Genomic DNA, 24,659 nt, shown 5'->3' on the forward strand with positions numbered 1-24,659 from the left:
ACCACATAGGCTCCCTTTGCATTCTAATGCTTTGTACAATTCTATCTTATTTATGATAATGTGTCTATTAACTAGGGTTATTAGACAAGCCGTAAAAATAGAACTACTTTTCTCCCTCGATTTTTTTGCTGATCCTTATGGATATGGCTCCTTAAAGAAAGCAGAAAGATAAAAAGAGAAGATTGCAATTAAAAACAAGCCTTCCTTATTTAAAATGGCTTATTTAGACGATTTCCATTCAAGAAAAAAGACTGTTTTTATGCTTATACATATATATTCAATTATATAATAATAATTGGATTTATGAAAATATAGCCTTCATTTAGAGGGATCTTTCTGCACGAAATACATATAAAGCTCGTTTAGATTATTTTCCGCAAAAAAAAACGCCGACTAACTCTCCCTATACCGAATTAGCCGACCATGACAATGCTTTATTTAAGTAGCATTTTAGCTTAAAATTAGATACTATCTTTCTTTGATAATGCAATGGTGGAAGCTGGGATTGCTTCTTCTTTCCATTCTTCTTTAAGGAGCGCATTCTCCAACACTTCATTTAATGTTTGCACAGGTATAATGGTGATATCCTTTATTTCCTCTAATATCGCCTGCATATTTTCCTGCGGGATAATAACTTTTTGAACGCCCGCAGCTTTAGCAGCTTTCACCTTTGCAACAACTCCGCCAATAGGCTTCACTTTTCCGTGAATACTGATCTCACCAGTCATCGCTACTTGGCGATCAACAGGTTGCTTGTAGATCGCTGAATAAATCCCTGTAGCCATTGAAATGCCCGCAGAGGGTCCATCAATTGGTATACCGCCTGGAAAGTTTACATGGATATCAAATTGATCAGCGGGAACATCCATAGAACGTAAAACAGTAATGACATTTTCAATGGAACCCTTCGCCATACTTTTCCGTCTAATAGACTTGCCTTGTCCACCAATACTCTCTTCCTCGACAATTCCCGTAATATTTATGCTTCCTTTTCCATCTTTTGCTGGAATTACCGTTACTTCAATTTCCAACAGTGCCCCGATATTAGCACCATATACTGCTAGTCCATTAACCGCTCCAATAACGGAATGGTTATTAATTTTCCTTTCCATTCTTGGAGAAAGTTGACTAGAATGAATCACCCATTCTACTTCATCATCTTTTATAAAATCACGATTTTCTCCAATTGCTAGTCCAGCAGATATCTGGACCATATTAACAGCCTCTCTTCCATTTCTTGCATATTCAGAAAGTGTATCAAGGGCTTTCTCACTTATCCGCATCTTCACCTTATCAGCAGCTTTTTTGCCAATCTGAATCACTTCTTCTTTCGTTAATTCTCGAAAAAATACTTCCATACATCTTGAGCGAATTGCTGGAGGTATTTCGTTTGGCGTTCTTGTCGTTGCCCCTATTAACCGAAAATCAGCCGGAAGTCCATTTTTAAAAATATCATGTATATGAGAAGGAATTTGCGTATTCTCTTCATTGTAATAAGCACTTTCCAAAAAAACTTTTCTGTCTTCTAACACTTTTAGAAGCTTATTCATTTGTGTAGAATGTAATTCTCCGATTTCATCAATAAATAGAACACCACCATGTGCATTTGTAACAGCACCTTGTTTTGGCTGTGGGATTCCAGCTTGTCCCATGGCTCCAGCCCCTTGATAAATCGGATCGTGTACAGAACCGATTAATGGATCCGCTATCCCTCTTTCATCAAATCTAGCTGTCGTAGCATCTAATTCTACAAATACAGAGTTTGGTTTAAAGGGTGACTTCTGATTTTTCTTCGCTTCTTCTAATACAAGCCTAGCTGCCGCTGTTTTTCCAACCCCTGGTGGTCCATAAATAATGACATGTTGGGGATTGGGTCCACAGAGAGCGGCTCTTAAAGCTTTGATTCCATCTTCTTGTCCCACAATATCTGAGAAGCTTGTTGGACGTACTTTTTCAGAAAGAGGTTCCGTTAATGATATGGCGCGCATCTTTCTTAATTGATCCATTTCTTTTTTTGATTCCCGATCAATCGAAACTTTTTGGGTTCTCTGGCTTTTTAATAAATTCCAGAAATATAGTCCGATGATAATTCCAAAGAATAGTTGTACAAATAAAGCAATCTCCGCCCAACTCATAAAAAAATTACCTCCTGAAATCTTGTTGTTTTAAAACTTCGCACATGTATTAGCTCAAGTTTCCTTCAATGGTTAGCGATATGTATCTATCCCTACAGCTTGGATGGGAAGGAATTTTTTTTAGACTGAATGCCTGCAATTAATTCGGCAGTCATATCAGTCTATAAATAAATTCTTCCATAAATACTATATACAAATTGTGCCTTGTCTATAAAAAATAGTATCTCCTTCCCTTTGTTGGAATAAACAAGATTTCATGGAAAAAATATATAGGAACGATAAGATAATTGATGATTAGAAATTGAGTATGATCTTGGAGGAATTGTTGCATCCTTCAACTTTCACCAAAAAAAAGAACCAATGATAGATATCATTGATTCTTTCTTGTAACTGTTGTTAAGCTGAAGTTTTTGTTTCTTTATCCACCACTGTTCCATCTTCTAGAACAAGCTTAGGTGAAGCATTATCCGTTACTGTTTCTTTCGTAATGACGCATTTAACAATGTCTTCTCTTGAAGGCAGGTCAAACATTACATCCAACATAATGCCTTCGATAATAGAACGTAATCCGCGTGCACCTGTTTTTCTTTCAATTGCTTTTTTTGCAATTTCTTTCAGTGCTTCTTCTTCAAATTCTAATTCGACATCATCTAATTCCATCATTTTCTTAAATTGTTTTACTAATGCATTTTTTGGTTTTGTTAATATTTCCATTAATGCTTCTTCGTCTAATTGACCAAGACTAGCAATAACTGGAAGACGCCCAATAAATTCAGGTATTAACCCAAAACGTAATAAATCTTCTGGAAGTACTTTAGATAATAAATCTTTATCTTCTATTTCAGCTTGTTTACCATCAGAACCAAATCCAATTACTTTTTGACCTAGGCGTCTTTTAATGATTGGTTCAATGCCATCAAATGCTCCACCACAAATAAAGAGAATATTCGTTGTGTCAATTTGAATGAATTCTTGATGAGGATGCTTTCTGCCACCTTGGGGTGGAACACTTGCTACGGTACCCTCTAGAATTTTTAATAATGCTTGCTGAACCCCTTCACCGGAAACATCACGTGTAATAGAAGGATTTTCAGATTTACGTGCTACTTTATCAATTTCGTCGATATAAATAATACCCTTTTCTGCTTTTTCTACATCATAATCTGCAGACTGGATTAATTTCAAAAGAATATTCTCGACATCTTCTCCTACATATCCAGCTTCTGTTAGACTAGTTGCATCTGCAATAGCAAATGGTACATTTAATATTCTTGCCAATGTTTGGGCAAGAAGTGTTTTACCGCTACCAGTTGGTCCGATTAACGCAATATTACTTTTTGATAATTCTACATCATCAATTTTACTATTTGAGTTAATACGTTTGTAATGATTATACACTGCAACAGAAAGAGCCTTTTTCGCTTGATCCTGTCCAATTACATATTCGTTAAGAATATCGCGAATTTCTGCTGGCTTTGGTACATCTTTAAATTCTACTTCTTCTTCTGTCCCTAATTCTTCTTCTACGATTTCTGTACATAGTTCTATACATTCGTCACAAATGTATACACCAGGTCCAGCAACTAATTTACGAACTTGATCCTGTGTCTTTCCGCAGAATGAACATTTTAGCTGGCCCTTTTCGTCATTAAATTTAAACATGCCTTCACCCCTTAAAACTTCTTTTTGTATATTTTTACCGTTACGGATTATTATTTGTTCAGAAACAAATTTTACTTTTTTCAACAGTTATGTATTGAATTGTATCACATGATAGTAATGTACAGGAAATAATACAACTCGGATTTGCAGTTCTCTATCATCCAATAACGGTAAAATGGATATACTTCTTTAATCATAACCAGATTTCGCTTCTTTAAATCTGGAAAATTATCTCTTATTTGATTGTATTCTCCTGTACGGTTAGAGTAACTTATTTTATAGTTACCCATATTATATGTTATTTAACACTAATATAAAACTAAGGCACGAAATAGTCGCGCCTTAGTTTTTTACTTACTTCTATTATGCAACAGTTTTACTGTTTTCTACAAGGAAATCGATTGCTTTTCTCATTTTTATGTCCATTTGTAAGTTTTCAACGCCGCCTAGTGCTTGTTTAATAGCATCTACTGGCATATTGTACATTTGAGACATATTTTCAAGTTCAGCATTCACTTCTTCTTCTGTTACTTCGATGTTTTCTGCAGCGACGATTGCTTCAAGTGTTAAGTTTGAACGAACACGCTTCTCAGCGTCTTCTTTCATTTGATCTTTAAGTGCTGCTTCATCTTGTCCTGAGAATTGGAAGTATAGCTCAAGATTCATCCCTTGCATTTGTAAACGTTGTTCAAATTCACTCATCATGCGGTCAATTTCTGTATCAATCATTGCTGATGGAATATCCATTTTCGCATTTTCAGAAGCTTTTTCTACAACTGTATCACGAACTGTGTGCTCTGCTTGATGTTTTTTATCATTTTCTAAACGAGTTTTAATTTTTTCTTTTAATTCAGCTAATGTTTCTGCTTCTTCATCTACATCTTTAGCAAATTCATCATCTAATTCAGGAAGTTCTTTCCCTTTGATTTCGTGAACCGTTACTTTAAATGTAGCAGGCTTACCAGCTAAATCTTCAGCATGGTATTCTTCAGGGAATGTAACTTCAACTTCAGTTGATTCACCAGTTGCAACTCCCACTAATTTTTCTTCAAATCCAGGGATAAATTGACCTGAACCAAGTTCTAATGAGAAGTTCTCAGCAGTTCCACCTTCAAAAGCAACTCCATCTTGGAATCCTTCGAAGTCGATAACAACTGTATCTCCTAATTCAGCAGTTCCTTCTTCTTTTACTACTAATTCAGCTTGTTTTTCTTGCAATGCTTTAATTTCTGCTTCTACTTCTTCATCTGTAACTGTTGTTTCTACAGCAGGTACTTCTAACCCTTTGTATTCACCTAATGTTACTTCAGGTTTAACAGTAACAGTTGCTTTGAAAATTAAAGATTTTCCTTTTTCGATTTGTTCTACATCGATTTCAGGACGATCAACTGGCTCGATTCCAGTTTCATCAATTGCATTTGCATAAGCTTCTGGTAAAAGAATATCAATTGCATCTTGGTATAAAGACTCCACACCAAAGCGTTGTTCAAACATTCCACGTGGAATTCTACCTTTACGGAAACCTGGAATGTTTACTTGCTTAACTACTTTTTTAAATGCTAAATCTAAACCTTCGTTTAGTTTTTCTGCATCTAATTCAATTGTAAGAACACCGCGGTTCCCTTCTAAAACTTCCCATTTAGCTGACATACTATAAATTCCCTCCAACAATCTATTCTACTTTTTCATTACTTCTACTAATGTATAGATTAACTTCTTTATTCTTGTTTGGCTACTATTTCTATCGAAACAGAAAGAACCTCCTAATGGGAAAAAAGTTATCTAGTAAGAAATATGCATCTTCGCATTTTCTAAATGCAACCATTACATTATATCATAGGTTCTAGTTGTTTCAACATCCTTGCCTAAATATTAGGATAAGAAATTTGCTCCAACTGATAAATAAACGTTTTTGCTTGTTCAAATTCAGTCTCATCTAGTTCATATAATACAAATATTTCTTCCTCATCCTCTTGGCCAAAATATTGGTTTACAACTGCATGATAAGCCGCAGCCCATGTTTCATCCTTGTATTCTTCTAGTGCAAATGGGTAAAGTAAAAACATTTGTCGATCAATTAACATTTTAATATTTTCAAATAAAATAGGGTTATTACTTTCCACATAATCAACAAGAATAGTAATAATTTTCTTATATTGTTCCTGTTCCTTCATATCCTTTAGTGCTGTTGGTTGTATGACAATCTTTCGGTCAAACTTCTGAATTTCTATTTCTTTTTCATATTCTTGCTCTCTTAAAATATTGATTAGCATCGTTTTTAAAAAAGGATTTTTCTCCATATCAAGAAGATACTGCTTTACTTCTTCTATATATGCACGAATATTTTGGCTGGACATTTTAGCTATTTGCAGCATTTCTTCCTGTGGATCACCTAAGTTCATTAAGCTATTATTTATGTCTTCAGATTCCTCTTCTCGATAATCATCTGTTTGCGACTGGGATGCAGACTCAGCCATTTTTCTACTAAATAAAAGCATTTTAGAGAAATGCTCTATTTTATTTGCTGGGATTTGGTGTTCTTCTAACAAACCTTCAATCGTAGTAACTATTTCTTCATATTCATGTAACTGGACCAGAATCATAATATACAATTCAAGTACATGAATATAGTCCCCGTCATCTTGTTTCAGTGTTTCTTTCGCTAGATGTTTTGCCTGTTCCAACAATCCTAATTCATAGTAAGCGAGAATGAGTCCAATGTTTATGTCACGATGAAATGGATTTCGCTCTTTTGCTTCTTCTAAAAATAAAATAGCCTCTTTGAATTGCTTTTCTTGAATTGCATCTAGTCCTTTTTGCAATAACCGTTTATCTAAATCGGGAAAAAAAACAACGTTATCCTTTTTTTCCTGCTCCCGTTTCTTCATTCTTTTAACCGCCTATACATATTCTATTTGTTGCTAGTGTAGCTTTTTTTTCTCTCAGATGCAACTTGACTCTTCCATAATGTGGTTGCAGTAATTTTTTCAATCTACAAATAACCATAAAGCAAAAGGAAAGACCCTTAGAAAATAATAATGTGATCTCCTAAGGGTCCTATCTATTTCATTCGATTACTTTGAAATGGTTTTATTTTCGTATTCTGCTATTTTATCACTATATTGAAGGGTGATTTCGATTTCATCCCAGCCGTTAATCAACATTTTTTTCCAATATGGATGAATAGAAAATGATGTGGAGAACCCTTGGTCATCCTCTACCGTTTCATCTTCAAGATTTATATCAAGAAAATAGGGTTGACTTTGGGCAGCTTTTAAAAGATATTCTACTTCGTCTGTCTGCAATTGAATAGGAAGCATCCCATTTTTCAAACAGTTTTGATAAAAGATATCTGCAAAAGAGGGAGCAATAACAACGGAAAAGCCAAAATCCTGCAATGCCCATGGTGCATGCTCTCTTGACGATCCACATCCAAAGTTTTTATTCGCAATTAAAATAGAGGCTCCTTGATTTTCAGGTTGATTCAGTTCAAATTCAGGATTCGGTTCGCCATTTTTCAAATAGCGCCAATCAAAAAACGCAAATCTACCAAATCCAGTCTTTTCGATACGCTTCAAAAATTGTTTAGGGATAATTTGATCTGTATCCACATTTACTCGATCCATTGCTACTGCTTTATCATAAAGCTTCTTAAAACCACTCATAAGAGACTCCTCCTTTACACTGTTGCTTGTAATTCTGCATTCATTTTGCGAATATCAACAAATCGCCCATTTAACGCTGCTACTGCTGCCATTGCGGGACTGACTAAATGGGTTCTAGCACCAGCTCCTTGTCTTCCCTCAAAATTACGATTAGAAGTGGAAGCACAATGCTCACCGCTTGGAACTACATCGTTATTCATGCTTAAGCACATACTGCATCCTGCATCCCGCCACTCAAACCCTGCTTCAACAAACAGTTTATCTAGGCCTTCTGCTTCTGCCTGTTTTTTAACTTGCTGTGAACCTGGTACAACTAGTGCTCTTACTCCTGGAAAAACTTTTTGTCCTTTAACCACCGATGCAGCTTGTCTTAAATCTTCTATTCTTGAATTCGTACAAGAACCAATAAACACATGCTGTATCTCGATATCGGTGATCGCCATTCCTTCTTTTAGACCCATATATTGAAGGGCACTATGTAAAGCGCGGCGATCCGTTTCCTCTTGGTAAGAATCTGCTGTTGGAATCTTTTCGTCTACTTTAGCAGTCATAGATGGATTGGTACCCCAGCTTACCATTGGCGCAATATCATTGCCATCAATCGTGATAACTTTATCATAAATAGCATCCTCATCTGAAGCTAAATTACGCCATTCTTGTACTGCTTCCTCCCAATTTTTTGGCGCGTGTTTTCTACCTTTTAAATAGGCAAAAGTCGTTTCATCTGGACAAATTAAGCCTGCACGCGCTCCGCCCTCAATAGACATATTACATATAGTCATTCTTTCTTCCATCGATAAATTGCGAATTACTTCCCCTGTATATTCAATAACGTGACCAGTTCCAAAGTTGACTCCATGCTTAGAAAGCACATAAAGAATAACATCTTTCGCATTTACACCAAATGCTAGCTTTCCATTGACCTCTACTTTTAATGTTTTTGGTCTTGTCTGCCATAACGTTTGCGTGGCGAGTACATGTTCTACCTCACTTGTGCCTATTCCAAATGCTAGCGCCCCAAACGCACCATGTGTTGATGTATGACTATCCCCACAGACGATTGTTTTACCTGGCTGTGTTAATCCAAGTTCCGGACCAATCACATGAACAATCCCTTGCTCCGGACTTTGCAGACCAGCTAATGGGATATCAAATTCTAAACAGTTCTTTTCTAATGTCGTCATTTGATTTAAGGCAACTTCGTCATCTATCTTAAAACGGTTAATCGTTGGCACATTATGATCCATTGTGGCAAACGTTCGGTCTGGCCTTCTCACTTTGCGATTTTTCATTCTTAATCCGGAAAATGCTTGTGGTGAGGTTACTTCATGGACAAGATGCAAATCAATATATAATAAATCCGGTTTTCCCTCTTCTCTATGTACTACATGTTTTTCCCAAATTTTATCGATAATGGATTTTCCCATTACTTTACCCTCCAATCCATATTTTTTCCCTGTTGTTGATTAAAGGGCTGTCAAAGTATTCTTTTGACGAGCCCTTTAACATTCTATCTCTCTATTATTAGTCCCTTATCCAATCACTGCCACTTTTGACGAACTGTGTTTTTTTATATGCCTGTTATGCAGTTTTCATAAATATGAGCTGTTCTCAAGGTGGTTTTCTATTTTTTTCAGCTAACTTGTTATCAGCCAAACTCATAATCCCACAGCATAACAGCAGCCTTTTTATATAACTTGTGTCACTTTAACAAGCTGATGAATTTCTTTCTCTACTGCTTCCACCATCGCAGTTGTCGAAACAATTTTACAATTCGGTGAAAGTATATCTCTTGTTCTATAACCTTGATTTAGAACATTATTTACCGCCTCTTCTATAATCGCAGCTTCTTTCTCCATTTGAAAAGATAATCGCAGCATCATACTTACAGATAAAATTGTCGCAAGGGGATTAGCGATATTTTCTCCGGCAATATCTGGAGCAGATCCGTGGATCGGTTCATAAAGATATGGTCCATCTGCTGACATGCTGCTAGATGCCAGCATTCCTAATGACCCTGTTAAAACAGATGCTTCATCGCTTAAGATATCGCCAAACATATTTTCTGTGACAATCACATCAAATTGTTTTGGATTTCGAACAAGCTGCATTGCTGCATTATCTACAAGCATATGTTCAAGCATAACATCTGGATATTTTTCCGCTATTTTGCTTGCGATTTCCCGCCATACTCTACTAGTCTCTAAAACATTTGCTTTATCAACAGATGTAACTTTTTTTGAACGCGTTTTAGCAATTTCAAATGCTTTCTCGATAACTCGCTCGATTTCTTCATTTTTGTATAATAGTGTATCTACAGCACCAGGTTTCCCATCGATAGTCGTTCGTTCGCTTGGCTTTCCAAAATAGATGCCGCCTGTCAATTCGCGGACAACAACCAAATCTACTCCTTCAATAATATCTGCTTTAAGGGGAGATGCTTCCGCCAAGCTTTCATAACAGGTTGTTGGACGAATATTTGCAAATAAGTTCAATTCTTTTCTTATTTTTAATAATCCTTGTTCTGGACGTTTTTCAACAGGAAGCGCATCCCATTTCGGTCCCCCTACTGCCCCTAAAAGAATTGCATCACTATTTTTACAAATGGCAATCGTCTCATTAGGCAATGGCGTACCTGTTTTATCTGTCGCGCATCCACCAATATCTGCGAATGTAATTTCAAACTGATGACTAAATAATGTCTCTATTGTGTGCAAAATCTTTATAGCGCCTGCTACTATTTCAGGTCCAATTCCATCACCTGGCAATACGGCGATTCTTTTTTTCATTTCTACTCGCTCCCTATATCAAACCTTGATGTTTTAGCCACGGAAACCTACACCTTTTCAAGAAATTGTTCTTTGGCAAGAATCCCTCTATTAATCGCATTTATATAGGCCTTTGCAGATGCTATTAATACATCTTGGTCTAAACCTCTTCCAGTACTTTCTTTTTCGTCATATTGAACTCTGACAAATACTTGAGCTAACGCATCTCTGCCAGCACCCAGTGACTGAATTCGATAATCTTCCAACTGCACTTGGCCAGATATAGACATTTCCAATGTGTTATATAATGCTTCAACACTTCCAGAACCAGTGCCATGTTGAATAATCAGTTCATTTTTCGGACCGGAAATTTTCACTGTTGCATCTGCTTCATTATCATTTTTATGTTGAACCTTTACGTCCACTAACTCATAATATTTCTCTTCTTTAGCCAGCTTTTTCTCTAATACAATAGCAATAATGTCTTCATCAGAAATTTCTTTTTTATGGTCTGCTAAATCCTTGAATGCCATAAAAAGATCTTTCACATCTTCCTCATTCACTCCCAGCCCTAGTTCATTCAGCTTTGTTTTGAATGCATGGCTGCCTGAATGTTTCCCAAGAACCATATTATTGTTATTTACATTGCCTACAAGCTCTGGAGAAATAATTTCATAAGTTGTTTTCTCCTTAAGAACACCATCCTGATGAATACCAGATTCGTGAGCAAAAGCATTGCGACCAACAATTGCTTTATTTCCAGGAACTAGCATACCGGTTAATTCACTCACAAGTCCGCTTGTTCTACTAATTTCTTTTAAATTAATTCTTGTCTTTTCTTGATAATGATCATTTCTAATATGAAGCGCTACCACAATTTCCTCCATAGAAGCATTGCCAGCACGCTCTCCGATACCATTAATCGTACATTCTACTTGTGTTGCCCCATTTTCGATAGCTGCCAATGAGTTTGCTGTTGCCATCCCTAAATCATCATGACAATGAGTAGAGAGAGAAACTTTGTCAATAGACGGCACATTATTTTTTAAATATTGAAAAACTTCTCCATATTCGTTGGGTGTTATATAGCCTACTGTGTCTGGAATATTAATAATCCGCGCTCCTGCTTGAATAACTTCTTCTATTATTTCTGCTAAAAAAGGCAATTCTGTCCGACATGCATCCTCTGCACTCCATTGAATAACTGGGAATCTTTCGGCTGCATACTTTACAGCTGAAACCGCTCTTTCAATCACTTGCTCTTTCGAAAGTTTTAGCTTATATTCTCGATGGATGGGACTTGTTGCTAAAAATATATGAATTCTCGGTTCTGCTCCGTCTTTTAATGCTTCCCAAGCAGCATCGATATCGGATGTTACTGCTCTTGCTAGACCAGTAACAGAGCTATTTTTAATAGTGCGTGCAATTTGTTGAACAGATTGAAAATCACCTTTAGAGGCAGCAGGAAAGCCTGCCTCTATAATATCTACATTCAATTTTTCTAACTGTTCAGCAATAACCAGCTTCTCAGCCAAATTTAAATTTACGCCGGGAGATTGTTCCCCATCTCTCAATGTCGTATCAAATATCTTAATTTTTGCCACTACCAACCACTTCTTTCTTTCGCGAGCTTTTAACAAATGGCATCATTGCACGCAATTCTTTCCCAACCTTCTCGATTAGATGCTCGCTCTCTCTATCATTAATTGCGTTGAATACTGGTCTATTCGCTTGATTTTCAAGAATCCATCCTTTTGCAAATTTTCCTTCTTGAATATCTGTAAGGACAGCTTTCATTTCTTTTTTCACCTCATCTGTAACAATACGTGGTCCTGTTACAAAATCGCCCCACTGTGCTGTATCGGAAATAGAATATCTCATTCCCGCCATTCCATCTTCATACATCAAGTCAACAATTAATTTCAACTCATGTAAACATTCAAAATATGCTAATTCTGGTTGATATCCAGCTTCTACTAATGTTTCAAAGCCTGCTTTTACTAGTGCTGTAAGCCCTCCACATAAAACCGCTTGTTCACCAAAAAGATCTGTTTCTGTTTCTTCTTTGAACGTTGTTTCCAGCGCACCTGCACGTAATGCCCCAATCGCTTTTGCGTAAGCAAGTGCAAGCTCTCTCGCCTCACCAGTTACATCTTGATAGATTGCAAATAATGCTGGAACTCCTGCTTCTTGTTCATATGTTCTTCTTACTAGGTGACCTGGACCTTTAGGAGCAACTAATAGTACATCACTCTCACTTGGTGGGACAATTTGATTAAAATGAATATTAAATCCATGGGCAAACATTAAAGCTTGATTTGTTAAGTTAGGTTTAATTTCTTCATTATATACTTTTGTTTGTAATTCATCTGGAAGCAAAATCATCACAATATCAGCCTTTGCTGTTGCTTCTCCAACTGGGAATACGTCAAATCCGTCTTCCACTGCTTTATTCCATGAATTCCCTTTTCTTAACCCGATGATTACTGAAACACCACTATCCTTCATATTTAGAGCATGTGCGTGGCCTTGTGATCCATAACCAATCACTGCAACTGTTTTTCCGTTAAAATATCCTAAATTTGCGTCTCCGTTATAATACATTTTTGCCATAATTAATCTCCCTTTCGTCTGTAAAATTAGATTTATTTAATATTAGAATTAAACGATAGAATAGTTACTTTTATGAGCTGCTATTTTTTGAGAGCCACGAGGGAAGGCGGTTGTGCCTGTTCTAGCCAATTCTTTAATCCCATATGGTCTAAGCAGTTCAATAAAAGCTTCAATTTTAGATGATTCTCCTGTAATTTGAATAACGAGACTTTCTTTACTTACATCGATTACAGAAGCTCTAAATGGTTCAATTACAGAATATAATTCATGCCTTGTCTGCGGTGTTGCAAGTACTTTAATTAAAGCTAGCTCTCTTTGGACAATTGCTTGATCGGTGATATCCACCACTTTCAAAATATCAATCTGCTTATTTAGCTGTTTTGTGATTTGTTCAATGATGCCATCACTCTCAACATGCACCACACAAGTAATCCTTGAAATTCCTTCATGCTCCGTATGCCCTACCGATATACTTTCAATGTTGTAGTTTCGTTTTGAAAAAAGATTAGTAATTCGGTTTAACACACCAGATTTATTCATAACAGTTAGGCTAATTATTTTCTTCATGGCTTCATCCCTACCATTTCGTGTAATCCTTTACCTGGTGCAATCATTGGATAGACATTCTCATCTGGATCAATACGGAAATCCAATAATACGGGTTCTCTTATCGCTAACACTTCATCTAGAATATTAGCAGCTTCATCAACTGATGAGATCTGATATCCCTTTATTCCATATGCTTCTGCTAAAGCAACGAACGACGGTTGATAAGATTCTTTACTATGTGAAAAACGAGATTCATAGAAAATTTCTTGCCACTGTCTTACCATACCCAACGCCCGATTATTAAAGATAATAATCTTGATTGGCAAATTCAATTCTCTTATTAAGGCAAGCTCTTGACTGCACATTTGGAAGCCGCCATCCCCGCTGATTGCAAGCACTGTTGCTTTTGGATCTGCTAATTGCGCTCCAATACTGGATGGAAGACCAAATCCCATTGTTCCTAAACCTCCAGATGTTACCCATCGATTGGATTCTTTAAAATGATAGTATTGCGCTGCCCACATCTGATGCTGTCCAACATCTGTTGTAACAATCGCTTCCCCTTTTGTTTTTTCAAAGAGCATCTCCAATACTTGCTGCGGTTTTAGAAGATCGGATTCTTTGTAATAATATGGATACTCATTTTTCCAATTTTCAATCTTTTCTAACCATTTTTTATGGTCTGATTGCAAGCCTTTTTGCTTTATTAACATAGTTAATGCTTCTTTCGCATCTGCAACAATTGGAATTTTCGTTGGGATAATTTTGCCGATTTCTGCTGGATCAATATCGATATGGGCTTTAATAGCATTTGGTGCAAAATGAACTAGATTTCCTGTTAATCGATCATCAAATCTTGCTCCGACATTGATTAACAAATCTGCCTCATATAAGGCCATATTAGCGGCATAACACCCATGCATTCCTCCCATCCCAACAAACAACTTATTATCAGCTGGAAAACCGCCTAATCCAAGAAGCGTGTGTACAACTGGAATTTGTTGTTGTTCTGCGTATTCGAGTAATTCTGCACTCGCTTTTGCAAAATTGACACCAGCACCTGCCAAAATTACTGGTTTTTTTGCAGCACTTACAGCTTCAGTTAATTTTCGAATCTGCAAGTAATTCGGCTGTGTCTTTGGCTGATAACCAGGAAGCTCAATATCCTGTTCAGCAGGAACATCCGAAATGGTTGCAGCAATATCCTTTGGAATATCAATTAATACAGGACCAGGTCTTCCACTTGTCGCTATATAGAACGCCTCTTTAATGATTCGTGGAATATCTTCAAGGTTACGAACCTGACAATTATATTTTGTTATTGGGGTAGTGATCCCTAAAATGTCTGCTTCTTGAAAAGCATCTGTACCAATCACCCCTGTTGCTACCTGGCCTGTAAAGACAACTAGCGGTAATGAATCCATCATCGCATCGGCAAGCCCTGTTACAATATTAGTTGCCCCTGGACCTGATGTCGCAATGACTACTCCTGGTTTACCGGAAATTCTCGCATACCCTTCTGCTGCATGAATACCGCCTTGCTCATGTCTAGGTAGAACATGAAATATTTTCGAATCGTAGATCCTATCATAAATTGGTAAGACAGCTCCCCCTGGGTATCCGAAAATAAATTCTACATTTTCTTTCTCCAAAGCCTGCAATAAGAGATCAGCACCAGTTAACGGTTTCACTTGGGCCTTTGTATTTTCAAAGGCAGTCTCCTGTAACATTTGTATAACCTCCCTAAAATACTTTCCTTTTACTTCTTACTACTTTACATAAATACTACCAAGAAAGGCTTTGCTAATAAAAAAACCTTCCCACCTCCAATGATTACTAATGGTTTTTTAGTAAACAAAGGGGTGAAAAGGCATTTCCTTTCCACGGTACCACCCTCATTCATACACTAACGGATAAGTGTATGCACTTTATGAACGGTTCGTTCTCTTTTGATAACGAGTGGAAACACTCGGTTAGCTCTAATAGGGAGACCTTTCAAGCTAACACTCTGAGGTGAGTTCATTAACTATTGGTTCACCGATTTACACCAACCACCGGCTCTCTTTGGAATCCAAATAGAAAACTACTTATCCTCTTCATCGAATTACTATATTTACTATGTTAAACAAAGTCAGTTTGTCATGTTGTCTTTTGGATGTTTTTACAAGTTAAACATCTTGTGTTTTTCATTTATTGAGGTTATCTTACGCTGAATTTAAACAAGAGTCAACACCATTTTTGAGAATTATTTGATTATTTAAACAACAATCCACTAATCAGGAAACGCTTACATTATTGGTCTATAAAGAATGCCTGTACTTTTTAATCGTTTAAAAAATTTTTTAAAATTCTTTTTTTACTGAAAATATATCTACTTTCTTACATTTTCATTTTCCTATGGTGCTCATTATAATAAAATAATTCTTTCTTTTAAAGAAAAGTGTTAAAAAATCTAACATGGTATTTTCATTATGGAACCTTCTCCCTAAAAAAAGAAATGCAATCGTTCCCGAAGAAAGCGATTGCATTAGTGGGTTAAATTAAGATACAGCACAAATATCTTGAATCCACGATAAGCGGATTTGATACGTATTTTCTTTGTCATCTTTTAAATCAATCGTTTGATCGATGAGATTTAACTTCTGAACCTGTCCTTTAATTGTTTCTAATAATCCATTCTTATAATAGTTAATGACTATAAGCCTACTTCTTCCTAATTCCTTGAGAATCATGGTGCATATCTCCTTCTACATTTTTATATTAATGTTCATCTATTCACATTATTTCATTTCTTGTTTATTTAACTTAAATCTATTATACACAATAATAGTAAGCGTTTTCAAGTAATTTACGTGATTTTCTGAACATTATTTTTCTTACTTCCATTATTACCTATTTTATTTCTCTTTATACCTTTGCAGGTAATTTCATCATCCTCTTTCCTGGAAATTTGTATCCTGAAGGGATTGGAAATTAAGCGCGAACAAACACTTAAATAGGAAAGAGCTATATCTTTTCAACTCTTACATTGTTTGTTAAAAAAGATAACTAATAAAGAGCTTATAAAAGGATTTAATAAAGGATATTTCTCCATCATTATTCTAAAATAAGATAGAAGTATTTTCTTTCCATTTGAAAAACAAACTTGTCAACAATTATAAAAAGGAATCTTTTTTGCCAAAGATATTTACCGTTTATTCTTTTCATAAGTGGGAATATATACTATATGCAAGAATTAATTGTTTAAAGGAGGAATAGGTATATGACAAAAAGTATTGTAGGTATATATGATTCTCCTGAAGCTACAGTAAATGCTATTGAGGAACTACTCTCTAAAGGATATTCACCAAATCATATTTCCGTTATTACAAGAAGTGAACAAACTGCATTAATCGAGCAAGAGACTAATGTAGACACTGCAAGTGGAATTGATGAAGTAGAACCCACATCTTTTTTAGATCGGTTAAAGACTTTCTTTTCCGATACTGATACAGAGCCCTATGAAAAAGAGTTACAAGAAGGGAAATACATTGTTCTTCTTGATAATGACGCCGAATCAGAAGAAGAGAAGCTAAATAAATTAAACTTCGATAATAATGAAGTAGAAGTTATGCCATCTCAAACGATGAATACAACAGTAGAACGCAAAAAAGTATAAATAGAAAAAGAGGGTGGACTAAACCCTCTTTTTTTTGAGATTAAATTCACCTCTAACTTATTCCGTTATAGTCAAGCCTCTAATTATAAAAAAGTCAATGCTCCGTTCCAAAGGATTTCGTTATCTACTTTATTTTAAGAAAAGTAGACCAAGAAGTAATTTCTTTTAATTAGGTGAAATTTATTCTTCTTGTACATAAAAATCCTTCAGTTACATTTAAAACTGGAGGTCATTTCAAGCACATTTAAAAATGCTTGGATAATAGAAAAAAGGATTCTGAATCGATGACCGAAGTCATGACAGAATCCTTAATTGGTACGTCCCAGGAGAGATTCGAACTCCCGACCGACGGCTTAGAAGGCCGTTGCTCTATCCAGCTGAGCTACTGGGACATGTTTTATTTGTAATTAATTATTTCAGCGATAACTACCTTTAATAGTATATCATATACCAGGTAATTAGAATAGTTCTTCTAAGCAAATCTTCTGGTTCATTATTCATCTGTAATACATACAAACATACATCCTGAAACAATCTATTTAAATACTTACAAAAATACGTCCCAGGAGAGATTCGAACTCCCGACCGACGGCTTAGAAGGCCGTTGCTCTATCCAGCTGAGCTACTGGGACATGCTATGTATTTATTCGGTCCTTATGAGGACAATAGTTATTATATGATTATAGCAACATAAAGTCAATAGTTTAGTGAAGCTTTTTTTCCTAATGAGGAATTTTTTTCTTCCTCATTAGGAAAAAGCCGACTAAAAAGGAAATTCACTTGTTAATTCTGGTAGCAATCCACTATAAAAATCATAAACTTCCGTTACAAATCGGTCCATTTCAATAGTTAAAATAACATATGTTTGTTCTTTTCTTCCTCTAGGCAGTCTTAAACTACCGGGATTAATGAAAAGAACATCATCAACTACTTCCATCCCCAAGAAATGAGAATGGCCGAAACAGGCAATATTTGCTCCCACTTCCTTTGCCTTATACAGCAAGTTATTAAGGGAGGATTTGACGCCATATAGATGTCCATGTGTTAAAAAAATCTTTTTGTCTGCAATTTCTTGAGTGGTCTCTGTTGGAAATTTGTCTTCATAATCACAGTTACCTTGAACAGTAATATATCCCTTCATCACTTCTTCACTTGCTGATAGTTCAGAATCTCCACAATGCAGAAATAACTCGACATCTTCTTCATGTCTTTTTTTTAAAGTACCTAACTCGGATACCAATCCATGACTGTCACTTACAATCAAAATTTTCATCCAGTTCTATTTCCCTTCTTTAAAAACAGTCGGAAGCTGTTCTTTTAGTTTTTTCAATGCGTTTGCACGATGACTAATTTTATTTTTCTTCTCAGGCGGCAATTCCGCCATTGCCTTTTCTTCTGCTTCTACATAAAAGATTGGATCATAGCCAAATCCATATTCTCCTCTTCTTTCCTCCAGAATAACCCCTTCACAAGTTCCAGTAAATGTTAAGGAGTCTTCATTTGGAATCGCAACTGCTAATGTACAACAAAAACGAGCAGTTCGTTTTTCTAATGGTACACCCTCTAATTCATGCAAAACCTTGTCCATATTATCTTGATCATTCTTTTGTTCTCCTGCGTAACGTGCGGAGTATACTCCTGGTCTCCCGTTTAATGCATCAATAACAAGACCAGAATCATCTGAAATAACGACACGATTTAGCAGCTTAGAAATCGTTTCTGCTTTAAGGAGAGCATTTTCTTCAAATGTTGTTCCTGTCTCTTCTACATCTTGGACATCTGGGAAATCTAATAGTGTTTTTACTTCATAGCCAAGTGGTGAAAACATTTGTACAAATTCTTTTGCTTTGCCTGTATTCTTAGTTGCAATAATAATTTCTTTCATTGTAAAACTCCTTTAGTCTCTATTTGTTATTTTCTTATGTTGAACTATGTAAATTATGTACTTTCTTATAGTTTACTACGCTTAAAATCATCCGTCTAATATCAGTATATACCCTTTCTTTCTTATTTCCAAAGGCAGTTTTGTGAAGTTTATGCGATGATATCCATTCGCTCACCTACAGAAAGCAAACCATTATTCCTAGAATCACTTATCACTAAATAAAAATAACACCTTCAAATAAAATTGTTATTTCATTTGAACGAAACAATTTCACCCTTAGAACGTATTTATTATAACAAGCCAATTTATACCACTAATCAAAGAAAAGAGGTAAAACATGTCTTTACACTATCAGGAATATGGTGATAAAAGTGCTCCACTGATGCTATTTATACATGGTGGTGGAGTAAGTGATTGGATGTGGGATAAGCAAATTCAATACTTCACTCATTATCACTGTGTTGTTCCCCTCTTACCTGAACATGGATTGAATAATGATAAAGTTAAATTTACTATAAAAGGGAGTGCAGAAGCATTAATTAAATTAGTGGAAGATAAAGCCAGAGGAAAGAAAGTAATCTTAATTGGATTTTCTTTAGGTTCTCAAGTCATTGTGGAAATGATCAGTATGAAACCAGATATAATGAATCTTGCCATAATCAATAGCGCTTCAGTTAGACCGATTTTATGGGCAAAGAAAATAATAAAACCTACTATTGCATTAACCTACCCATTAATTCAAAATAAAACCTTTTCCAAACTGCAAGCCAGTACACTATATATCAGCGATGACTATTTTGAAAAATATTATGAAGAAAGTTGTCAAATAAGTTCTGATACCCTTGTTCGAGTATTGGAAGAAAATATGTCCTTTCAACTCCCTAAAAATTTTGCAGAGGCCACTGGAAAAATATTGGTTACGGTTGGTGAAAAGGAAAAAGCCATGATGAAAAAATCCGCAAAAGATATTGTGGAGGCAAATTCGAATGGAATCGGCGTGATTATCCCTAATATTGGCCATGGAGTATCTTTCGCTATGCCTGATTTTTTTAATCATATGGTCGAAACGTGGATTCAAAAAGGTGTTTTACCAAATGAATGTAAAGTGATAAGGTAATATTTATTATTTGCTAAGGAAAGTTTTTGTCTCCTAAAAAATAACGCTCATACGAAGAAGGGGATAAGAATATAACCATTCTCATCCCCTTTACCCATTAATATTAGAAGCTACCAGTATTTACATTTTCTGGACGAGTCACTGGTTTAGTTAAGCTTTCCCCTTCTGCGTTCACTAAATCTGCTTCTCCATTCACAGTAACAGCAACACTTTCAATGCCTTCTTGCTCTGTTAAGGATAATACTAATGAATTTAATACTTCATCAGCCAGTACCTTTTCTTCTCCATTTAAGCCACTAGAATATATATTCTCGTTAAAGTTTAACGTAACCTTGCCATCTTCTACAATTGGATCATCCAACAGCTTTACGTCATTAGGTAATAAACTTGTTAGTGCTGCTGCTCCGCCCATACCAGGTCCTTCTATTAGCTCTCCTACTGCAGCAGCGACATTATTTTCTTCGCCATTGCTAATACGCTTCGTTACTGGCACATAATAATAGGAGTCCAACTCTCCGCCAATATAATAAACAGTCAATGGTCTTGTGTTTGTAATGTCTGTGACATCATCTGTATTAATGTTGATGCCATCAGCTCTTGTTAATGCACCTTGAATTGGCGTTTTATTTACAGGCATCTCTGTCAGCTCATGACCATTTAATGAAAGTTTCACACTATCGATGGAATCAAATTGTGTCAATGTCCATGTAATGGATTGCAGGATTTTCTCTTCATCTTTAGCCTCGTATTCTTTGAATTCCTTAGAAAAATCTACAGTAGCCACTTTATCTTTATCTACATTAATACTTATTTTTGTATCTTGAGGAATTACTGCTTGGAAATCATTTGGCAGCAATTCAGAAACTTTCCCACCCTTAACTAAATATTCTAGGCTTTCTTTTGCAATCGAATTCGTTTTTGGCAGGTTTAAAGTTTGAGGAACAACATACCCGTTTTTATCCATTAAGTATAATTCAACTGGCATTGAATCCTCTTTCGCAACTTCACCTGTCGTTTCCTTGTCCGCCTCCTTTTTAACTGCATCCTCTTCATACGAAGTAGTTTGCGGTGGATCGACTTTTTCTTTATCTCCTAACAAGCTACAACCAGAGATCAACACAGATGATATGATAACCGCTGAAACAATGGTCAATTTGTTATTCTTAGACATCTTCATCACTCCTAAGACAGTTTGTACTAATATATATACGAGCCTATATTTTTTTTAGACCGTCTTTAGGATATTTTTTTCAAAAAAAAGACTGTCTCCCTATTTTCATTGCAAAATGTCTAGATAGAAAATCGTCTAAACATGATGTAATGAGACAGAAGGCAGTCTTCTTTATTATGTTAATTTAACTGTTTCAACAGCATGTATTTCTTGATTCAGCCAATTGGACGCGATGCGGGCAAACATCTCTTTTGATCCAGTTGTATAAAAATAATGTTCTACTTGATTCTCTTCAGAAGCAAGTTCATCATGATGGTTGAGAATAGTACTAACTTCGCGGGCAGTTTCTGCTCCAGAACTAATTACCTTAACCTTTTTTCCCATCTCTTCCTGTATAACTTTTGCTAACAAAGGATAATGGGTACAGCCAAGAATTAGAGTATCTATCTCTTTATTCTTTAATGGCCACAGCGTTTCTTTCACAATTTTCCTTGCGACTGGTCCATCATATTCGCCGCTCTCCACTAAAGGGACAAATTTCGGGCATGCTAAACTAACTGTTCTAACTCGATTATTAATCTTCTTTAGTGCTGTTTCATATGCCCGACTTCGAACAGTACCTATTGTTCCAATCATGCCTATATAATTATTTTTCGTTACCTTTATTGCTGTCCGTGCACCTGGAACGATTACGCCAATCACCGGAATAGACAGCTGTTCGCGTATCTCCTCTAGTGCGACCGCAGTAGCTGTATTACAGGCAATCACAAGCATCTTTATATTTTTCTTCAACAGGAACCTAGTCATTTCCCATGTGAATTTCTTCACTTCTTCTCCCGTTCTTGGGCCATATGGACATCTTGCCGTATCCCCTAAGTAAACGATATTTTCAAAAGGAAGCTGGCGCATTATCTCCTTTGCAACTGTTAATCCACCAACCCCAGAATCTATAACCCCTATTGCTCTTTCCAAAAAACCGCCTCATTTTTCTCGCATTACTTGATGTAACCGCATAAAATTTTTCTTTAATTCTTCAATATCTTTCGTTGAGTACTCATTTAATACCTCTTGAAGATAGCCCTGACGCTTCTTGATAACTTCGTCAATTAATCTTTTTCCTTCTTCTAGCATATGAATACGAACCACACGTCGATCATTGGGATCCTTCACTCTTTGGACTAACTGATTTTTTTCCATTCGATCAACTAAATCTGTCGTAGTACTAAACGCAAGGAACATTTTATTAGATAATTCCCCAATCGTCATATCTCCTTCTTCAAATAGCCATTGTAAGGCCACAAATTGAGGAGGAGTCATCGTATAATTACTTAAAATCTCTCTCCCCTTTTGTTTGATAATACCAGATATGTAGCGCATATCCTTTTCGATTGTAGCTATATTCTCTAAGTATTCCTTTACATCTTTCTCTTCAGTCATCATGATTACAACTCCCATATATAAATATACAAATATAATGAATATCCGACAATTTTCTATAAATCAGTACCTTTAATTATAATCTACAATTCTTCCCTCGTAAATGTATAAGGTGAAAAGTTAATGTCCATGTAAAAATTGCCGAATAAAGCCATGATTCCACTACTTATTCACATTAAAAAGAAGATGACCCATATAAGCGGGGTAAGGAGTGGAATTTCCTGCCTGCTTATACATGATCATCTTCTTTATTATAGTTCTAGTTCTCCCATTCTAAGGAGTTCTACAACAGCCTGTGAACGCCCCTTCACGCCCAGCTTCTGCATAGCATTAGAAATATGATTTCGAACTGTTTTTTCGCTTATGAATAAATCACTCGCGATTTCCTTAGTCGTTTTATCTTGGACTAACAGCTCAAATACTTCTCTTTCTCTTTTAGTTAATAATGGCTTGTGAGTAAATTCATTCTCCTTCAAGTAGTGTAACCCTCCTTGCCTTTGCCAGCTATGAACTTTGGGATGGGTATAGTTATAGTCTGAATATATTATGTAGGATGACACCTTGGAGTGACTGGATTTAAGCAAATTAGGAAAGGTTTTTTCGGTTTTTCATCATTAGTACTCCATTTCCATCATTTGACTATAATTTTACGTACTTATGAACTTTCAACACACGAATTTTCAGGATGAAATAGTCAAAATGTAGTACGTGCAATTATAATCACTTTTTCCAAACTTTCTAAAAAACCGTGTTATAATTTAAACAATGAACCTTGGTATCGTAGTAAATTTCTGTTATCAAAGAAAGTTTTGGTGATATAGATGGACTTTAACATTGAATTATTGACAAATTTACATAAAAAAATTCTTCAGGATATGTATTTTGATTATGAAGAGAACAGTACTCCATATATTGATATGGTAACGATTATGGGGAGTCTATTTTACTTTGAACAACAAACGAAAAAGGCGCGAAAAAATAATCACTTAATTGTACCTGTTTTTAATTTAAGTCTCTGGGAAAAAAATAACGATGTCTTAAAAGAGCTAATAGATTGGATAATGGATGAACCAGTTTATCTGAATTTCCAGCAAAATGAAGCAGCGCTGTTGGCTCCATCATTTTTCCTTCCAAATAATCAGGAAGTAACATTGTTTTTGGATGATATGGCATCACTTGTGGGTGTTGCGAAAAATAAATTCCCAGATCTACCCATCGCCTCAGACTACATTCGACTTAAAAACATGAACAATGAACAGAGTAAACAGGAAAAACTAGCTGCTTTTTTGCGCAGTAATGTTTCAGATTCTGGAGAGATCATTCATTTAGGTTCGGCGATTTGCAAGAAGGTCAGAAGAAAACGATCAGCCGCAAGCATATGCTTGCTTGTATCGATTGCAGCAGCAAAAACATATTTTAACGGGAAAGGCAATGTATATGTCTATCAAAATAGCAAAATTAATAAGGACATTTCTATCGATGGGAATGTACTGCTTAAAGCTACTCATCCAAAAACATTTAATTTATTAAATGCTCTTTATTCCGGTTTGGAGCTTGATTTGACTATCCAAACGCCTATCTTACATCGCCCCTTCTATCGTGTGATCAATGAGATGCCTAAAGAATATAAGCTACAAATAAAAAACACGGCAGAGTGTCTCCGGATGAGAGGAGATGGGTATATATCAGCGAAAGTACCATGCGGAATTTGTCTGCCATGCTTGCAAAGAAAAATGGCCTTAGCGGCCAGTAATAATGAAGTATATGATACATTATACCAGTATGATTACGGGCAAAAGACTGCTGATATAAAAAATGAGGAAGATAAACGTATCTTAACAGAGAATCTGCAAGCCCTGGAAGATGCCATTGAATATCTAGAGACAAATGTTAGTAGACTAGCTAGCGAGGAACAAACAATAGCAGAGGAATTCATTTTCACTTATCATCAATTTAAGGAAAAATATTAACACAAGAAAGACCACCTTAACTGGTGGTC

General features: G+C 35.8%; 21 protein-coding genes, 2 tRNA genes and 1 other annotated feature. Of the genes, 3 read left to right on the top strand and 20 right to left on the bottom strand.

The window, feature by feature from the left end:
• Positions 1 to 461: 461 nt before the first annotated feature.
• The 12 genes from lonB to BCI01S_RS10745 form a co-directional block, all read right to left on the bottom strand.
• A complete protein-coding gene (lonB, locus tag BCI01S_RS10690; RefSeq protein ID WP_047943564.1) occupies positions 462 to 2,135 on the bottom strand; it encodes an ATP-dependent protease LonB in 1,674 nt (557 codons plus the stop codon).
• A 396-nt stretch (positions 2,136 to 2,531) separates the two neighbouring features.
• Positions 2,532 to 3,797, bottom strand: a complete 1,266-nt coding sequence (gene clpX / locus BCI01S_RS10695) for an ATP-dependent protease ATP-binding subunit ClpX (RefSeq protein ID WP_047943563.1) — start codon at positions 3,795 to 3,797, stop codon at positions 2,532 to 2,534.
• A gap of 363 nt (positions 3,798 to 4,160) precedes the next feature.
• The gene (tig, locus tag BCI01S_RS10700; protein ID WP_047943562.1) at positions 4,161 to 5,447 is read right to left on the bottom strand and encodes a trigger factor; all 1,287 of its coding nucleotides are present in this window, start codon (positions 5,445 to 5,447) and stop codon (positions 4,161 to 4,163) included.
• Positions 5,448 to 5,662: 215 nt separating this feature from the next.
• Entirely contained in the window at positions 5,663 to 6,685 is a 1,023-nt protein-coding gene (locus BCI01S_RS10705; RefSeq protein ID WP_047943561.1) for a tetratricopeptide repeat protein, read from the bottom strand.
• 186 nt (positions 6,686 to 6,871) lie between these two features.
• Positions 6,872 to 7,462, bottom strand: coding sequence for a 3-isopropylmalate dehydratase small subunit (leuD, locus tag BCI01S_RS10710; RefSeq protein ID WP_047943560.1), 591 nt, complete (start codon positions 7,460 to 7,462; stop codon positions 6,872 to 6,874).
• 14 nt (positions 7,463 to 7,476) lie between these two features.
• Complete coding sequence (gene leuC, locus BCI01S_RS10715) at positions 7,477 to 8,889, bottom strand: 3-isopropylmalate dehydratase large subunit (RefSeq protein ID WP_061798680.1); 1,413 nt, start codon at positions 8,887 to 8,889, stop codon at positions 7,477 to 7,479.
• Between the two features lie 261 nt (positions 8,890 to 9,150).
• The gene (leuB, locus tag BCI01S_RS10720) at positions 9,151 to 10,251 is read right to left on the bottom strand and encodes a 3-isopropylmalate dehydrogenase (protein ID WP_061798682.1); all 1,101 of its coding nucleotides are present in this window, start codon (positions 10,249 to 10,251) and stop codon (positions 9,151 to 9,153) included.
• 47 nt (positions 10,252 to 10,298) lie between these two features.
• Positions 10,299 to 11,834 carry a 2-isopropylmalate synthase gene (locus BCI01S_RS10725; RefSeq protein WP_061798685.1) on the bottom strand — a complete coding sequence of 512 codons (1,536 nt, stop codon included), beginning with the start codon at positions 11,832 to 11,834 and terminating at the stop codon, positions 10,299 to 10,301.
• Positions 11,821 to 12,843: a ketol-acid reductoisomerase gene (gene ilvC / locus BCI01S_RS10730; RefSeq protein ID WP_061798688.1), complete on the bottom strand. Its 1,023-nt coding sequence runs from the start codon at positions 12,841 to 12,843 to the stop codon at positions 11,821 to 11,823. The genes BCI01S_RS10725 and ilvC overlap by 14 nt, the downstream gene beginning before the upstream one ends.
• A 48-nt stretch (positions 12,844 to 12,891) precedes the next feature.
• Entirely contained in the window at positions 12,892 to 13,410 is a 519-nt protein-coding gene (gene ilvN / locus BCI01S_RS10735; protein ID WP_047943555.1) for an acetolactate synthase small subunit, read from the bottom strand.
• Positions 13,407 to 15,122: an acetolactate synthase large subunit gene (gene ilvB / locus BCI01S_RS10740; RefSeq protein ID WP_061798691.1), complete on the bottom strand. Its 1,716-nt coding sequence runs from the start codon at positions 15,120 to 15,122 to the stop codon at positions 13,407 to 13,409. The genes ilvN and ilvB overlap by 4 nt, the downstream gene beginning before the upstream one ends.
• 125 nt (positions 15,123 to 15,247) lie before the next feature.
• Positions 15,248 to 15,501, bottom strand: a binding site (T-box leader).
• A gap of 431 nt (positions 15,502 to 15,932) precedes the next feature.
• Positions 15,933 to 16,124, bottom strand: a complete 192-nt coding sequence (locus tag BCI01S_RS10745) for a YolD-like family protein (RefSeq protein WP_047943553.1) — start codon at positions 16,122 to 16,124, stop codon at positions 15,933 to 15,935.
• A 530-nt stretch (positions 16,125 to 16,654) separates the two neighbouring features.
• Here BCI01S_RS10745 and BCI01S_RS10750 point away from each other — a divergent pair.
• Entirely contained in the window at positions 16,655 to 17,050 is a 396-nt protein-coding gene (locus BCI01S_RS10750; RefSeq protein ID WP_047943552.1) for a general stress protein, read from the top strand.
• Positions 17,051 to 17,368: 318 nt separating this feature from the next.
• Here BCI01S_RS10750 and BCI01S_RS10755 read toward each other — a convergent pair.
• The 4 genes from BCI01S_RS10755 to BCI01S_RS10770 all read right to left on the bottom strand — a co-directional run bounded on the left by BCI01S_RS10755 (position 17,369) and on the right by BCI01S_RS10770 (position 18,935).
• A tRNA-Arg gene (locus BCI01S_RS10755) sits at positions 17,369 to 17,442 on the bottom strand.
• A 166-nt stretch (positions 17,443 to 17,608) separates the two neighbouring features.
• Positions 17,609 to 17,682: transfer RNA gene (locus BCI01S_RS10760), tRNA-Arg, on the bottom strand.
• Positions 17,683 to 17,813: 131 nt separating this feature from the next.
• Positions 17,814 to 18,323, bottom strand: a complete 510-nt coding sequence (locus BCI01S_RS10765; protein ID WP_047943551.1) for a metallophosphoesterase family protein — start codon at positions 18,321 to 18,323, stop codon at positions 17,814 to 17,816.
• A 6-nt stretch (positions 18,324 to 18,329) separates the two neighbouring features.
• Positions 18,330 to 18,935, bottom strand: coding sequence for an XTP/dITP diphosphatase (locus BCI01S_RS10770; RefSeq protein WP_047943550.1), 606 nt, complete (start codon positions 18,933 to 18,935; stop codon positions 18,330 to 18,332).
• Positions 18,936 to 19,272: 337 nt separating this feature from the next.
• Between BCI01S_RS10770 and BCI01S_RS10775 the strand changes: the two genes are divergently transcribed.
• Positions 19,273 to 20,052, top strand: a complete 780-nt coding sequence (locus BCI01S_RS10775) for an alpha/beta fold hydrolase (RefSeq protein ID WP_047943549.1) — start codon at positions 19,273 to 19,275, stop codon at positions 20,050 to 20,052.
• 103 nt (positions 20,053 to 20,155) lie between these two features.
• On the opposite strand, the gene BCI01S_RS10780 is transcribed toward BCI01S_RS10775, so the two are convergent.
• The 4 genes from BCI01S_RS10780 to gerE all read right to left on the bottom strand — a co-directional run bounded on the left by BCI01S_RS10780 (position 20,156) and on the right by gerE (position 23,136).
• On the bottom strand, positions 20,156 to 21,223 hold the full coding sequence (locus tag BCI01S_RS10780) for a GerMN domain-containing protein (RefSeq protein WP_047943548.1): 1,068 nt from the start codon (positions 21,221 to 21,223) through the stop codon (positions 20,156 to 20,158).
• A 174-nt stretch (positions 21,224 to 21,397) separates the two neighbouring features.
• Positions 21,398 to 22,195, bottom strand: coding sequence for a glutamate racemase (gene racE, locus BCI01S_RS10785; RefSeq protein WP_047943547.1), 798 nt, complete (start codon positions 22,193 to 22,195; stop codon positions 21,398 to 21,400).
• 9 nt (positions 22,196 to 22,204) lie between these two features.
• Positions 22,205 to 22,663 carry a MarR family winged helix-turn-helix transcriptional regulator gene (locus tag BCI01S_RS10790; protein WP_047943546.1) on the bottom strand — a complete coding sequence of 153 codons (459 nt, stop codon included), beginning with the start codon at positions 22,661 to 22,663 and terminating at the stop codon, positions 22,205 to 22,207.
• A gap of 248 nt (positions 22,664 to 22,911) precedes the next feature.
• Positions 22,912 to 23,136 (bottom strand): spore germination transcription factor GerE, encoded by a 225-nt coding sequence (gene gerE / locus BCI01S_RS10795; protein WP_016201768.1) that lies wholly within the window; start codon positions 23,134 to 23,136, stop codon positions 22,912 to 22,914.
• 345 nt (positions 23,137 to 23,481) lie between these two features.
• Here gerE and BCI01S_RS10800 point away from each other — a divergent pair, with 345 nt between their 5' ends.
• Complete coding sequence (locus BCI01S_RS10800; protein ID WP_047943545.1) at positions 23,482 to 24,630, top strand: hypothetical protein; 1,149 nt, start codon at positions 23,482 to 23,484, stop codon at positions 24,628 to 24,630.
• Positions 24,631 to 24,659 lie beyond the last annotated feature (29 nt).

Origin of the sequence: Niallia circulans NBRC 13626 (assembly GCF_001591585.1) — a bacterium.
GTDB classification, from domain to species: domain Bacteria; phylum Bacillota; class Bacilli; order Bacillales; family Cytobacillaceae; genus Niallia; species Niallia circulans.

Bases quoted from the DNA above. Each gene is read 5' to 3' on its own strand.
- BCI01S_RS10775 (WP_047943549.1), top strand. From the start codon at position 19,273: ATGTCTTTACACTATCAGGAATATGGTGATAAAAGTGCTCCACTGATG.
- ilvB (WP_061798691.1), bottom strand. From the start codon at position 15,122: ATGTTACAGGAGACTGCCTTTGAAAATACAAAGGCCCAAGTGAAACCG.
- clpX (WP_047943563.1), bottom strand. From the start codon at position 3,797: ATGTTTAAATTTAATGACGAAAAGGGCCAGCTAAAATGTTCATTCTGC.
- lonB (WP_047943564.1), bottom strand. From the start codon at position 2,135: ATGAGTTGGGCGGAGATTGCTTTATTTGTACAACTATTCTTTGGAATT.
- BCI01S_RS10790 (WP_047943546.1), bottom strand. From the start codon at position 22,663: ATGATGACTGAAGAGAAAGATGTAAAGGAATACTTAGAGAATATAGCT.
- leuC (WP_061798680.1), bottom strand. From the start codon at position 8,889: ATGGGAAAATCCATTATCGATAAAATTTGGGAAAAACATGTAGTACAT.
- tig (WP_047943562.1), bottom strand. From the start codon at position 5,447: ATGTCAGCTAAATGGGAAGTTTTAGAAGGGAACCGCGGTGTTCTTACA.
- BCI01S_RS10705 (WP_047943561.1), bottom strand. From the start codon at position 6,685: ATGAAGAAACGGGAGCAGGAAAAAAAGGATAACGTTGTTTTTTTTCCC.
- BCI01S_RS10800 (WP_047943545.1), top strand. From the start codon at position 23,482: ATGGACTTTAACATTGAATTATTGACAAATTTACATAAAAAAATTCTT.
- BCI01S_RS10750 (WP_047943552.1), top strand. From the start codon at position 16,655: ATGACAAAAAGTATTGTAGGTATATATGATTCTCCTGAAGCTACAGTA.
- ilvN (WP_047943555.1), bottom strand. From the start codon at position 13,410: ATGAAGAAAATAATTAGCCTAACTGTTATGAATAAATCTGGTGTGTTA.
- leuB (WP_061798682.1), bottom strand. From the start codon at position 10,251: ATGAAAAAAAGAATCGCCGTATTGCCAGGTGATGGAATTGGACCTGAA.
- BCI01S_RS10770 (WP_047943550.1), bottom strand. From the start codon at position 18,935: ATGAAAGAAATTATTATTGCAACTAAGAATACAGGCAAAGCAAAAGAA.
- BCI01S_RS10745 (WP_047943553.1), bottom strand. From the start codon at position 16,124: ATGATTCTCAAGGAATTAGGAAGAAGTAGGCTTATAGTCATTAACTAT.
- BCI01S_RS10765 (WP_047943551.1), bottom strand. From the start codon at position 18,323: ATGAAAATTTTGATTGTAAGTGACAGTCATGGATTGGTATCCGAGTTA.
- BCI01S_RS10780 (WP_047943548.1), bottom strand. From the start codon at position 21,223: ATGTCTAAGAATAACAAATTGACCATTGTTTCAGCGGTTATCATATCA.
- ilvC (WP_061798688.1), bottom strand. From the start codon at position 12,843: ATGGCAAAAATGTATTATAACGGAGACGCAAATTTAGGATATTTTAAC.
- leuD (WP_047943560.1), bottom strand. From the start codon at position 7,462: ATGAGTGGTTTTAAGAAGCTTTATGATAAAGCAGTAGCAATGGATCGA.